This window comes from Candidatus Nitrospira nitrificans (assembly GCF_001458775.1).
GTDB classification, from domain to species: Bacteria; Nitrospirota; Nitrospiria; order Nitrospirales; family Nitrospiraceae; genus Nitrospira_D; species Nitrospira_D nitrificans.
The window spans coordinates 68953-82320 of the sequence record NZ_CZPZ01000033.1 but is presented as its reverse complement, the minus strand read 5'-3'; the positions used below and the strand labels follow the sequence as shown (position 1 = coordinate 82320).

At 59.1% G+C, this 13368-nt stretch carries 12 protein-coding genes; 9 read left to right on the top strand and 3 right to left on the bottom strand.

What is annotated here, in order from left to right:
* Positions 1–31 precede the first annotated feature (31 nt).
* The 9 genes from COMA2_RS16900 to COMA2_RS16860 all read left to right on the top strand — a co-directional run bounded on the left by COMA2_RS16900 (position 32) and on the right by COMA2_RS16860 (position 9891).
* Positions 32–784, top strand: a complete 753-nt coding sequence (locus COMA2_RS16900) for a dienelactone hydrolase family protein (protein ID WP_090901083.1) — start codon at positions 32–34, stop codon at positions 782–784.
* A gap of 342 nt (positions 785–1126) precedes the next feature.
* A complete protein-coding gene (gene lepB, locus COMA2_RS16895) occupies positions 1127–1993 on the top strand; it encodes a signal peptidase I (RefSeq protein WP_175304683.1) in 867 nt (288 codons plus the stop codon).
* Positions 1994–2194: 201 nt separating this feature from the next.
* Complete coding sequence (locus tag COMA2_RS16890; RefSeq protein ID WP_090901076.1) at positions 2195–4966, top strand: anti-sigma factor antagonist; 2772 nt, start codon at positions 2195–2197, stop codon at positions 4964–4966.
* Between the two features lie 163 nt (positions 4967–5129).
* Complete coding sequence (locus COMA2_RS16885) at positions 5130–5513, top strand: STAS domain-containing protein (RefSeq protein ID WP_090901073.1); 384 nt, start codon at positions 5130–5132, stop codon at positions 5511–5513.
* Positions 5514–5541: 28 nt separating this feature from the next.
* Positions 5542–6324 carry a hypothetical protein gene (locus COMA2_RS16880; protein ID WP_090901071.1) on the top strand — a complete coding sequence of 261 codons (783 nt, stop codon included), beginning with the start codon at positions 5542–5544 and terminating at the stop codon, positions 6322–6324.
* A 20-nt stretch (positions 6325–6344) separates the two neighbouring features.
* The gene (locus COMA2_RS16875; RefSeq protein WP_090901068.1) at positions 6345–6809 is read left to right on the top strand and encodes a hypothetical protein; all 465 of its coding nucleotides are present in this window, start codon (positions 6345–6347) and stop codon (positions 6807–6809) included.
* Between the two features lie 227 nt (positions 6810–7036).
* The gene (locus COMA2_RS16870) at positions 7037–7357 is read left to right on the top strand and encodes a hypothetical protein (RefSeq protein ID WP_090901065.1); all 321 of its coding nucleotides are present in this window, start codon (positions 7037–7039) and stop codon (positions 7355–7357) included.
* A gap of 347 nt (positions 7358–7704) precedes the next feature.
* Entirely contained in the window at positions 7705–9450 is a 1746-nt protein-coding gene (locus COMA2_RS16865; protein ID WP_175304682.1) for a DEAD/DEAH box helicase, read from the top strand.
* Positions 9451–9585: 135 nt separating this feature from the next.
* Complete coding sequence (locus tag COMA2_RS16860) at positions 9586–9891, top strand: YkvA family protein (protein WP_175304681.1); 306 nt, start codon at positions 9586–9588, stop codon at positions 9889–9891.
* A 215-nt stretch (positions 9892–10106) separates the two neighbouring features.
* Here the strand turns inward: COMA2_RS16860 and COMA2_RS16855 are convergent, their stop codons facing one another.
* The 3 genes from COMA2_RS16855 to hrpB all read right to left on the bottom strand — a co-directional run bounded on the left by COMA2_RS16855 (position 10107) and on the right by hrpB (position 13338).
* Positions 10107–10289: a DUF6496 domain-containing protein gene (locus tag COMA2_RS16855; protein WP_090901056.1), complete on the bottom strand. Its 183-nt coding sequence runs from the start codon at positions 10287–10289 to the stop codon at positions 10107–10109.
* Positions 10290–10337: 48 nt separating this feature from the next.
* Complete coding sequence (locus tag COMA2_RS16850) at positions 10338–10664, bottom strand: hypothetical protein (RefSeq protein WP_090901053.1); 327 nt, start codon at positions 10662–10664, stop codon at positions 10338–10340.
* A gap of 148 nt (positions 10665–10812) precedes the next feature.
* Positions 10813–13338 (bottom strand): ATP-dependent helicase HrpB, encoded by a 2526-nt coding sequence (gene hrpB, locus COMA2_RS16845; protein WP_090901050.1) that lies wholly within the window; start codon positions 13336–13338, stop codon positions 10813–10815.
* Positions 13339–13368 lie beyond the last annotated feature (30 nt).

Below are 13368 nucleotides of genomic sequence, written 5' to 3'. Positions count from 1 at the left end.
AGAGCAATGCTGCGTGGTCACAGAGGACCGCATGACAATTACCGACCAGGAATCGACCGAGCTCGCGACCCCAACCGAGCCGATGCGGACCTCTCTCTTTCGCCCTGCGGCGAAGGGACGCTATCCTGGGTTGGTCCTGTACTCCGAGATTTTCCAGATCACCGGGCCGATCCGGCGTATGGCGGCGATGCTGGCGAGCAATGGGTTTGTGGTGGCAGTACCGGAAATCTTCCACGAGCTGGAGCCGGCAGGCACGGTATTCGCCTATGACGAAGCGGGCGCGGCACGTGGCAATCGGCACAAGATCACCAAAACCCTGTTGAGCTACGACAACGATGCGCGTGCGGCGCTGGACTATCTGGCCTCATCACCGCACTGCACGGGCAAGCTCGGCGTGATGGGGATTTGCATCGGGGGTCATCTGGCGTTTCGCGCGGCGATGCAGCCCGATGTGCTGGCCGCCGCCTGTTTTTATGCCACGGACATTCACAAACGCAGTCTGGGCCAGGGTATGCATGACGACAGTCTGGACCGGATCGGCGAAATATCCGGAGAGTTGTTGATGATCTGGGGCCGACAGGACCCGCACATTCCCCGCGAAGGGCGGGCGCTCATCTACAACGCGCTGAGCGATGCCGGCGCGCATTTCCAGTGGCATGAGTTCAACGCCGCGCACGCATTCATGCGCGACGAAGGTCCCCGCTACGATCCGGCGGCGGCCCGGATCTGCTACGACATGACGTTGGAGCTCTTTCACCGTCGGTTGGGCGAAGGCGGGACATAGCCGAATATCATTCGGTGCCCGGCTTGCCTCGAGCCGGCGAGGCCTATTGCCTGACGCCCCCGCTTCAACCGGAAATGTGGTTGGCTTCTCCCACTCGCGGATATGTCGCCTGGGTTGTGACTGAATGCCCTTTCCTATCAGGCCCCAGTGCGGTATTCTCGTGCGATTCACGAACGAGAGGAGCGTTGACTGAGCCTCCCAATGCTCTCCGACCTATCCCACCTCCTTGGACGATCTTCGAATCATGTTGTCCTCTGTCTGCTTATGGCATGGAGTGGGCTCTGGACTGCGTGCAGTACCGCTCCGGTGGCTCACAGTGACGGTGAGAACGAGTCCCAAGCTGTGTTTCATCAGCTGGCCGGCCTGGAGGTGGCATCGAATCGTTTGTACCAGTCGATCGCGGACCACGCCGACGTGGCGGGGTTCAGCCATCAACTGGAGGTCGAGTCTGATCTGACTCGTCCGTTCACGCCATCCGAGATGGAAGAGATCGCGCAGTCCTTTGTGCGCTCGCTCAAAGTCATGTTGTTCGATCTGGCCCCGGAGTACTTCTGGGAGCACCATCTCGCGCTCTACTATGCCGCAACTGTGTCGGCATCGGAGGCCCGGCGATTGGTCGAGGGGTATGACAACGAAATTCTCAGCCCGACGTCCAGAGTGCAAGAACTCCGTTGGAATTTCGTGACGGACCGTCTGTCGGACCTGTTGCCGGCGGTGCGGGCCCGGTCCCATCTGCTCCAGATCTCGGCCGAGACGATGGTCCCGGCGCTCTTGCCGGGAGACCATGTGATCGCGCACAAGGCTGCATATCATGCTGCAGAACCTCGACGCGGCGAAGTCGTCGTCTACCGCTACCCGGACAAGGATGGGACGCTTTTTCTCCACCGCGTGATCGGGGTTCCCGGCGATCGAATCGAAGTTCATAATCAGGCGGTTTCGGTGAACGACGAAGTCTTGACCGAACCCTATGCGCAACATACCGATCCATCCAGTATGTCCGGAAACGTCCGGGATAACCTTGGGCCTGTCACCGTGCCTCCCGACGCCTACTTCGTCTTGGGTGACAATCGGGAGGAGAGCCTGGACAGCCGATTCTTGGGACCGATCAGCAAGGAGCACATCGTGGGGCGGGCGGTATGTATTTACTGGTCGGTTGATCCCGGCACGAAAACTCCACGCTGGGACCGCCTCAATCAACCGGTGCGATAGCGGCAGTGGCGAGACCTCAGTGTAAGAACGCGCCGTGACGCGTTCCTGCTTGCGAGCCGAGGCTTCTCATAGGTGAAGCCGGCCAGGCGGACTTTGTTCGACGCCGAGCCGGCCCTACATTCGAGGATTTGAAGGCGCGTGTCATGACGGTTGATCCGCGCATGGAACGAACCTCCTGACCGGAGCGTCACTGTGCTGGGAATGTGCGATCCCTTGCTGGGTATTTCCTCGATGCTGTTGGGTGGCGCGGCCGCCTATGTCATCCTCAGCATCGCCGAACGGATGCGCGCTCCCGACCAAGGTTCCGTCAGGTTCCGATGGCTGACGATCGGCGCCGTCGCCGCGGGCCTGGAAATCTGGGCGATTCACTACATCGGCAATTTGGCGTTCTGTCCTCAGGTCTCGGCGGCGCAAGACTCGGCGCTCGCCGTGCTGTCGCTTGTCTCCGCCGGGGCAACAGGAGCCGTGGCCGTGTACCTGATCAGCAGCCATATCAACAGCCGAATGCGCCTCGTCTCCGGGGGCATGCTGATGGGCGCCTGCATGAGCCTGACCCATTTCGCCAGCATGATGGCGGTTCATCAGCCGATCGATCTCGAGAATGACCTCATGGTCGTTGTGCTGTCGACGGTCGGGATCGTGGCATTGAGCGTCATCGGCATCGTGATCGGGGCGTGGAATATCACCACATACAGAAACTGGCGGGTCACGGAAAAGGCGAGCGCCATGGGGATTGCTCTTTCCGGATCCCACTTCATCGGGATGATTCCGACATATGGCCTTTCCGCCATCAGGCCCGGCGCTCCGCCGCCGGGCATCGAGGTTGACCTCCTCGCGGTGGTCGCCGTCTCGCTCTCGACCCTCCTGGCCATCATCGATCGGCAAGTGACGGCGGCATCGAGCCTCGCGCGCGACAGCCACGCGCGGCTGATCGAAGCCATCGAAAGTGTTCCTCAATGGTTTGCGCTTTTCGACGCGGAGGACCGTCTGGTCATCTGCAATCGCAAGTATCGGGAGGTGATGTCAGGAGTCGGCGCGGAGGTGCAGCCAGGCGACACATTCGAGTCGATTATTCGCCGGATTGCCGAACGAGGTGATATCGACGCGGCGCTCGTGAATGTTGAATCGTGGGTGAAGCAGCGCCTGGAGATGCACCATAATCCTCAAGGACCGTACATTCAATATCGATCCAATGGAGAATGGCTCCAAATCAGCGAGAAGAGGACTCACGACGGCGGAATTGTCGCCATCGCTACGGACATTACGGCTCTGAAAAACGCCGAACAGGCCGCCGAGGATGCCAATGCGCGGCTCGCGGATTCGTTGGCGGTCGTGGAGGCTGCGAAGGCCCGCATGCAGGAAGAACTGAATGTCGGCCGGGATATTCAACGGAGTATGCTCCCGCGCGTATTCCCGGCTTTCCCGGACCGAAAGGAGATCGAGCTCTACGCGGTGCTCGAGCCGGCCCTTGAAATCGGCGGCGATCTCTACGATTTTTTCATGGTCGATGACCATCGACTCTGTTTTGTGATCGGCGATGTGGCCGGCAACGGAGTCCCTGCCGCGCTGTTCATGGCGATGACCAAGATCATGGTGAAGACCAGGGCGACCTCCGATCCCTCGCCGGCCAGTATCGTCACCCATGTGAACGATGCGCTGAGCGCGGATAACGACAGCTGTATGTTCGTGACCCTCTATCTCGGCATTTTGAATCTCCGTGACGGGACGCTCCTTGCGACAAACGCCGGACACAATCCTCCTCTGCTGAAACGGCAGGATGGACAGTTCGAGTGGCTGACGGGCATCGACGGCCCCATGGTCGGTCCCATGGCGGGCATCGCCTTCAAGGAGACGACCATCCAATTGGGTCCGGGAGATGAGCTCTTCTTGTACACAGACGGGGTCACCGAAGCGGATAATCGGCGGCGCGAGCTGTTCGGCAACGACCGGTTGAAAAGAGTCCTGACCCAATCTCGAGCCGTCTCGGTCGTCGATCGACTTGGCGAGGTTATGAACGCGGTAAGATCCTTTGCCGTTGACGCTCCGCAGGCGGACGATATCACCATGTTGGGGCTGCGGTATCACGGGGTCGCCCCGTCCGGCGTGGCGACTCGAGTCTTCCGCCGAACGATGCCCAATCAATTGGCGGTCATTCCGGACCTCCAGATGGCTTTTGAGCAATATGTGGCACAATGGGACGCGGCCAAGCCGCTCATTCCCACCTTCAACATGGCGCTGGATGATCTGCTCAACAATGTGGTGCAGTATGCCTTCCCCAACGATCCGACGGAGCATCATATCGAGGTCGAAGGCGAAGTGCGTGATACGTGGGTCATCTTCACCATTACGGATGACGGCATTCCCTTCAACCCTCTGACGGTCGCGCCTCCCGATCTGTCGCTGCTGCTACATGAGCGAGAAATCGGCGGTCTGGGGATTCACTTGGTGCGCTCCATGTTTGATGAAGTGTCCTACCATCGCAACGTGGGACGCAATGTCTTGACGGTGAAAAAGAAGTTGGCTTCCGGACCATCCTCCGCCATGAAGCCTCCCGACAAGACCGGAATCCGCGCATTCGAGGTCGAGCGGCTGCCGTCCCCCTTGCGCGAACGCCCAAGGAATGGCGAGAAGAGTGTCGACTCGCGCCGGAGCGGGACCGTGATGATCGTCACTCCCCAGACCCGCTTCGACACGAACAGCGCGCCGGAGGTCGAGCGCATTCTGCTGGACCACATTGGGCAGGGAGAACGGCAGATCGTGCTGGATCTCTCCCGTATTTCGTATATTTCCTCCATCGGGCTCCGGGTGATCCTGAAAGTGTTGATGGCAATGACCCGAACAGACGGGAACATCGTGCTCTGCGGGGGAAACGACCATGTCCGTACGGTGCTGCGATTAAGCGGAGCGCTGATGATGAGCCTCTATGCCTCCACGCTGGAAGAGGCGTTGTCAAAGGTCCACGCGGCGCGTTGACGGAGCATGGGTGAGACAGTGGTTGATTCTTCAAGGGCGGAGGGCGTCGATTGCAGAAACGTATCGTTGATCGTATCGGGCGACACCGACCGGTCGAATTGGTTTTTCATGAGCCTGCTGGGATAGAATGGCGATCTTCTCCTAAACGGAAAGGGATATCATCATGGATCAAGGGACCAGACACACATTGACGGTGACCTCTCGCGAGAATGCCGGGATCACATTCGTGAAGATGCAGGGCAGCCTCTCCGCCACCACTGCGGATCAGGGAAACCAGGAAATGAAAAAGATTGTGGATGCCGGCGCGAAAAAGGTCATCCTCAATCTGGCCGATGTCGACTATATCAGCAGCGGCGGCATTCGAGTCCTGATACTGGCCTGCAAGCAGCTCAACAATGTTCAGGGGCAGATGAAGATTGCCGCCGCGAAAGGGATGGTCAAAGAAGCTCTGCAGGCAAGCGGCTTTGACCTGCTGAACCGGGTGTACGGAGAAAGCATTCAATTGTGCGACACGGAAGAAGAGGCGGTCGCCGCCTTTACGGGTTAACCGTTTCAGCGTTCTCCTTCGTGCCCCCATGCCTCGCGACGACCCGAAGAAGAATGAATCGTCTCGAGCCCAGGCTCGGCGACTCATCGAGCAGACGCCGAAGATACTAGCCGGGTTGGCCGCCCTGATCGGGGTGGCGTATCTCGCTGGATCGATTTATACGAAAACCTATTTTTCAGAATTCGGAGCCTCGTGGATCTTGGAAGAGGTTCCGGCAGCGACCTATTTTAGTCAAAGCTGGGTGCCGCTGTTACTGATGCTCTACTTCGGGTACCTGGTCACGACGAATCTCGCGGCGATCGGGAGTCAAGACGACCTGACCGCCAGCTTTCAATTCAAGTTTTCCGTGGCCGTGGTTCAGCATGGGCCCTGGTTCTTGCTCGCGCTCTTACTGATAACCCCGCTTCTGAGCACGCTCGGCCATGTCATGTCGGCGATCGTATTGTCGATTATCGGCCTAGTCGCGATGCTGCTCCTGCTTACCTCGGCATTCGAGCTGGTTGTGGCGCGGTTCACTACGACAATGAGTCGGCTCATTGATCTGTCGATGGCATATGTCGCATTCGCCATGATTGCCGTCGGTCTGTATGTGGTCCCTGCGCAGCTTGGACTGAATTGGGCGCGGCTCGATCGACAGCCGACCTCCTCGCTGCTCACGGTGTATCTGCGCAATGATGCCGAACAGGAGTATCGGCTACTCTTCTCAGCCGGCAATCGCCTATACGTGTTTCCAGCGAGATTCGACGGGGTCTATCCACCAGTCCAAGCCACTGTCGTCGCCGATGTCAGTTTCGTACCTCCTCAGCGGTAAGAGTAAGAAAGGATCATGTTGTGCGATCGGACGGGTGCAGGCTCCACTCCCGCTCCATGGCCAGGCTGCTTCATAGGGCAGGGCTGATGTGCCCGGCCAACCGTGTGTGGGCGTTATCCCTGGCGGTTGTCCTGACAGCATCGAGCTGCGCTTCGGTAGCCGCGGTAACGAATCTCTCGGAGGAATCCTGCCGCATCTCGTTTGCTCGCCGACTCTCGGTCGTTCTCACCCAGGAGGGTGAACAGCCTGAGATTGCGGATGCCCTTGCGGGCAAGACCCTCTCCACTCTCACAACCTACCGTCTCGGACCACGCCCCTTCACGATTGCCGCCCCATCCGGTACCGACTACCGGTTTTTTATCAACCGTACAGGGGCAGACTGTGTTCTGACCCTCTATGGACGCAGAAAGGGATTCGTTTCCTACACCAATAACCTAAGCTACATTGCCACCGAGATCCTCCCGCACTGCACCTGCGCCGAATAGCCAATCGACGAGTCTCGCCGGTTCCTCCACCCCAGTCTGGGAAATTGTGAATGGAGGCATGGATTTCCGCCATTTATGAAGAAGTTTTCATCTTCTCCTAATGATCTCTTCATGTTCCGGGATTATAAGGTAATACGCGATGAGCTGAGGCCCTGGGCGCGCGAGGCGCTGACAGTCGCGATGCTCGAAGCCAATCGATAAGGCACATAGCACAAGGAGGACGCGCTATGAAGAATGTGACAAAAGGACTGACTCTCTCCACCTCTGTTATTCCGGCTCCAACGAGAGGAGGACCCACGCGGTTGTCGCCGAACCACCTTCTCGAATTAGTAACCCGCTTGTGCCTCTTCAAGGCGGAACGTTGGGGACGCCGGGCCCTCTTTTACGAACGGCACCGTGGCTATTTCCCTCGGATGTCCGCCGGCCGATTCGTGCAGCGATGCCGCCAATTGGAAGCGCGGTACCGAGCGCTCGCACAGATGATGTTCCTGATCCCGACAGAAGATCGGTTGGTTCCAGCGCGTATGTTGGCCCTGTCGAAGCAATAAGGCAGCGGGCTTTCCCTCTGCTCGCTCCGCCGTACAGGAGACACCTGATATCAGTCGGTGACTGCGTATGGCGGACAGGTATTGATGACCCTGTCCGCCCGGCATGTGGGCAGCATCCCCCTCAAACAATGTGATACATATCCCATGGACTGAGAATCGATCTGTTCCAACGCTCGGTTCGAGCCCGTGGTGTCCAGCGACCTGCCCGGCGACGATTTATGGGAACAGGGCTGATCCTGGTCTTGCGCTCACGTCCCATTCCAACGTAACATCAAGCTTGCTGTGAGTCGTCGTTCCTTACCCCCTACGATTCCACGACCATCAACGGCAGAAAGGTAACGGTTTCCGTGACGAAACAGAGTCACCCATCGGCGTCCGCCGGCCCAACCGCGACGGGATTTTCACCGGGGTTCGTTTCCTTGGGACTTGAAGCGCCGCTCCTTACGACGCTGGAAACACTGGGCTACGAAGAGCCCACCCCCATCCAACGTGAAGCGATTCCACCGCTTCTCGCAGGACGAGATTTGCTCGGGCAGGCGGCGACCGGCACCGGCAAGACCGCAGCATTCGCGTTGCCGATGTTGCAGCGGATCGGTCATGCAACGAGGGCTCGCCCATCGGCGCTTGTACTCGTGCCGACCCGTGAGTTGGCGATTCAAGTCGGGGAGGCCATGCAACGGTACGGCAAGGAATTACGGATGACTGTGTTGCCGGTGTACGGCGGGCAGGCCATCGGTCCGCAGTTGTACGCGCTCAAGCGGGGAGTCGACGTGGTCGTCGCCACACCGGGTCGGGCCTTGGATCATATCCGCCGGGGCACGCTCAAGCTACAAGAGGTGAAGATCGTCGTATTGGACGAGGCGGATGAAATGCTCGACATGGGGTTTGCGGATGACCTGGACGCGATTCTGACCGGCACGCCCAAGACTAAACAAACCGCCTTGTTCTCCGCGACCATGCCCCCACGGATTCGCTCGATCGCCCACCGGCATCTCCATAACCCCGTCGAGATTACCATCGCCAAAGAACCGGTCAAAGCCGGCACGGCCCCCCGTGTCCAGCAAGCGGCCTATGTCGTCACGAGAGCGCATCGAGGGGCGGCGCTTGCCCGAGTGCTTGATGTGGTCGGCGCGAAATCAGCATTGGTCTTCTGTCGAACCAGGCTGGAAGTCGATGAAGTGACGGCGATGCTGACGGGTCGCGGTCATCGAGCCGAAGCCATTCACGGCGGCATGAGCCAGGGACAGCGGGACCGCGTGATGCAAGCATTCAAAAGCGGGCAAACGGAGTTGCTGGTGGCGACCGATGTGGCTGCGCGCGGCCTGGATATACCCCAAGTATCACACGTGATCAACTACGATCTTCCGTCCTCCGCCGAGGTGTATGTGCATCGGATCGGCCGGACCGGCCGGGCTGGTCGGGAAGGCGTGGCTATCACGATTCTCGATCCTCGAGAACAACGTCTGCTGCGAACGATTGAGCAGCACACGAAGGCTCAGGTCACCGTCTTGCCGGTGCCCAGCATCGCCGATCTTCGCGCCAAACAGTTGGAGCGGATCCAGGCGGCCATGGGGGAAGTCTTGCGCGACGGCAAGTTGGATGGATTCACACCCCTTGTCGATCGGCTGACCGCCTCCCATTCAGCGACTGATGTGGCAGCAGCCGCGATCAAACTGCTGGTTCGGGCGCAGGGAGGAGAGCGTCCGGAACAAGAGATTCCCGGGTTGCCTGCCAGGCAGCCGGAATTCGGTCGTCCGGTCCGGCAGGCCGGTCGCTATGACGACCGATCCCGCGGCCTATCCTCCCGACCTGAACGTCGGCCGACAGGGCCGCCCCGTCAGGACGGACAGCGAGAGACCGGCATGGTCCGAGTATATATCGGCGCTGGGCATGAGGCAGGGATCAGGCCTGGCGACCTTGTGGGCGCAATCGCCAACGAGGTGAAGGTCAACTCCAACGTCATCGGCGCGATCGAGATCGAAGATCGGTTTTCCATCGTCGATGTCCCGGAATCCCTCGCCGCTCGTATTATCGACCAGCTCGGCCGCGCTCGGATCAAAGGCCGGAAAGTACCTGTACGACTGTTTCGTTAATGGCGTAGGTGCCACACCCATGCAACTCGTTGTCCGCTGGCCACGCCGAGCACGGCTTCCTAAACTCGATGCCGCTTGGTATGCTGGATGAGACCGCTGGTTCGTGGGACAAGAACAGTCATCAAGGAGGCAAAGATGAAAGCATCGATGAGATTCTTTGAGGCACTGCGCATGATCGGTCGTCTGTGGTCCGACCTTCCACTTTTGGTTCGCCTCCTCAGGGCCTGGAAAGAGGGGAGCTATCGAGGCCTCTCGGTGCGCACGCTTGCGTCACTGGCGATAGCCCTGCTCTATGTCTTGAGCCCTGTGGATATGATTCCGGACTTTATTCCAGGAATTGGATTGATTGACGATGCAGCAGTGCTGGCGCTCTTACTCCACAGCATTGCACAGGATCTTGCAACGTTTCGAGTCTGGGAACAACATCGCGTCAAAATGTGACGCCTTACACGATCCGAATCCCCACCACCAGTCGCATGGACCCACCGACTGGCGGCCATCCCGCAGCTGATCAGCTCTGCGATCCCTTTGCCTGGACCTGCTTTGCCATACCGAGGGCGACAGTCGACACATTCCTACCGGGGAATAACCAACCAATGGGGACGTCATAACACGACGCAATCTCGATGACCATCTCCGCGATGATAGCGCGATAATTAGGCGGCCTTCTTTTTAGGAACCTTGGCTCCTTTGCGCCTTGCTTCCGACAGGCCGATAGCGATGGCTTGTTTGCGGCTCTTCACTGGTTTCCCGGATTTTCCGCTTTTGAGCGATCCTTTCTTTTTCTTGCGCATCACCCCTTCGACTGTTTTACGAGCACGTTTTCCATATCGTGCCATACGTTCCTCCCATCTGTTCGTTTTTGGTCAAAGGCAGCAGCCAACCGATTAGTTTCCACCCTTTAAAACCGTCAAAGCCGTCGTATGGGCCTCATCGGTCACGTAGGCCCTGACCATATCGCCGGGCTTCACTTTGTCTAATTTGGTGGTCTTGTCGACATGGATCTTTTGCTCGATACCGTCAGGGTCCTTTATGAAGTAATATTCACCCTCGGTTCTTAGTAATGTGCCCTTAATCGTGCCATCGCTCAGACGCCCTGCGGGCGCCGTCTCTTTTTGGGCCCTTGGGATTGTCGGATCGGCCGACTGGGCTGAAATGCCTGAGCCCAATAGTCCTCCGATTACCATTATCATGAGTAGCAGAATTCCTTTCATGGCCGCCTCCTTCTTATTAGTTGCTTATTAGTTGCGAGTACCGACAAGCACAGGATGATCCTCTCAAACAATCAAGCGATCGTGGACTAGGAAAAGGCCTGGCGGTTTCACGTTCCAAAATCCGGATGGTCTCAATGGGTGAATGCCATCAACTCCGGTTTCTTGGTTTTGCCTTGGCGGTGGGGGCGGCGCTCAGCGGATCCTCAGGCCAAGGGTGTTTCGGATATCGGCCACGCAATTCTTTGCGGACGTCGTGGTACGCCCTCTTCCAAAAGCCGGCGAGATCTTGCGTCACCTGCACCGGCCGTTTGGCAGGAGACAGGAGATGCAACATCAACGGAATTTTTCCGTCCGCTATACGCGGCGTGTCCTTGCACCCGAACAGCTCTTGCAAACGCACCTCCAACACCGGAGATTCCGATTGCTCGTAATCGATAGGGAGACGGGAACCACTCGGAACAGTGATGTGAGTCGGGGCCAGACGGTCAAGGCGGCGCTGTTGTTCGTACGTCAATAGGGCATGGAGTGGCGTGGTGAGATCCAACCGTTTTACCCGCTCGAGGGTCGTGATATTGGCCACGTACGGACCAAGCCACTGGTCCAATGTCCGAAGCAACGCCCCATCGGAAAGATCCGGCCATTCCGTCGAAGGATCATCAATGCGTCGCACCCACATCACGCGAGCGCGCCACCGTCTGAGCGGATGACTGAATGACAGCACCTCAAGTCCCGCTGTATGAATGCCTTGCAAAAGCATGGATGTGATTGCATGTGCATCCGGCGAGGAGACCGCCTCCTCCAAAAGAATCATCGCTCCAAGTCGTTGACGGCGTACGGCCCGAACAGCACTGCTCCGTTCATCCCAGTAGACCAACTCTTCGCTGAGCACCTGGTCATGGTACAGGGATTCAATGGCTTCGCGCGTGATCGGAGCTGCCAGGTTGATATCGGCCCACTGGGCGCCTCCATCCAAGTCCGCGATGACAAGGAATGGTTCCGTGGCGATGGGATCGGGTCTTCTGAACCGAGCGCCTCGCCCATTCACCAGTCGGTAGCCGGCGGTCTCACCCGATTGCCGCTGCGCGATCCGATCGGGATAGGCCAGCGCGAGCAAGAGGCCCGCCGTATGCGGGTGGTGGCGTTCGTCGCCGGCGATCGTCCCGGACAGCCCCTTGAGTTGCCGTCGCCAGAGTCGAGCCGTTCGCCTCACGCGTTCGACCGCAGCTCGATTGATCGCCTGGCTGCCTGAATCAAGCTCACCTTGAAGAACATCCAGTCTGACACGCACATCCGCATTCTGATCTGGCAACGGTCCGTGCAGGACGTCACGTTCACTCAACAGGGCCGCCACCTCGCACGCCTGATCGGCGAGCTTCAACGGGACGGCGCGGATCAGCATATGGGCCAGGCGGGGATGCAGCGAAAGCTCGGCCATTTGTCGTCCATGGTCCGTAAGACGCCCGCCAGTTGAGAAGGCGCCGAGCCGGATGAGCAAGTCTTTGGCTTGGGCGATCGCGCCGGACGGCGGCGGGGTAAGCCAGGAGAAGTCGTCCGGACTCTGCGCGCCCCACTGGGCGAGATCCAGCATCAGTGGGGCTAAATCCGCCTCGAGAATTTCAGGCGGACGATGAACTGCGAGCGAGGCCTGCTCTTTTTCGGTCCACAGCCGGTAACAGATGCCTGGTTCAAGACGCCCGGCTCTGCCACGGCGTTGCTCAGCGGAATCTTTCGTGACGCGAACGGTCTCCAATCGAGTCAGACCGGAGCGAGGATCGAACCGGGGAATGCGGAGCCAGCCTCCGTCGATCACCACGCGCACGCCTTCGATGGTCAAGCTGGTTTCGGCGATCGACGTGGCAAGCACGATTTTTCGCGATCCGGGAGCGGCCGGTCGAATCGCCGCCGCTTGCATGTCTTGCGGAAGCTCACCGTGCAGCGGCGCGATCCGTACCGATGGTCCGAGGTCGGACTCGAGCAACGTCCGTTCGACCCGGCGGATATCAGCCATTCCGGGAAGAAAGACCAGCACGCTGCCGTTATCGTTCGCCAATGATCGTCGAATGTGCTGGACCACGGCATGATCGAGTCGTCCGGAAACAGGGTGATCGAGGTATCGGGTTTCCACGGGAAACAGCCGACCTTCGCAGGTAATGAGCGGCGCATGCCCCATCAGTTCGCTGACCGGCCCGCAGTCGAGAGTCGCCGACATCACCAAGAGGCGAAGGTCGGGGCGAAAGAGACGTTGAGCTTCCAGACAGAGGGCAAGTCCCAGGTCGGCTTGCAGACTTCGTTCATGAAATTCGTCGAACAACACCATGCCGTAGGCAGCCAACGACGGATCCTCTTGGAGCAGCCGTGTCAGCACTCCCTCGGTGACGATCTCGAGCCTCGTCCTCGGCCCGATCTTCGTGTCGAATCGCATCCGATAGCCGATGGTTTCTCCGACCGGCTCGCGCAGCTGGTCGGCCATCCGGTGAGCGGCGGCTCGTGCCGCGAGCCGCCGTGGCTCCAGCAACAGGAGTTTCCGGCCGGCTACCCACGGTGACTCGAGAAGCGCCAGTGGAACCTGGGTGGTCTTCCCGGCGCCGGGAGGGGCTGTCAGCAGCGCGTTGGGACCGGCGTTCAACGCTCTGCGGATTGCCGGCAGGACATCTTCTATTGGAAGTAAAGACATGACATGATAGGTTCGTGAACGTGATGGAGG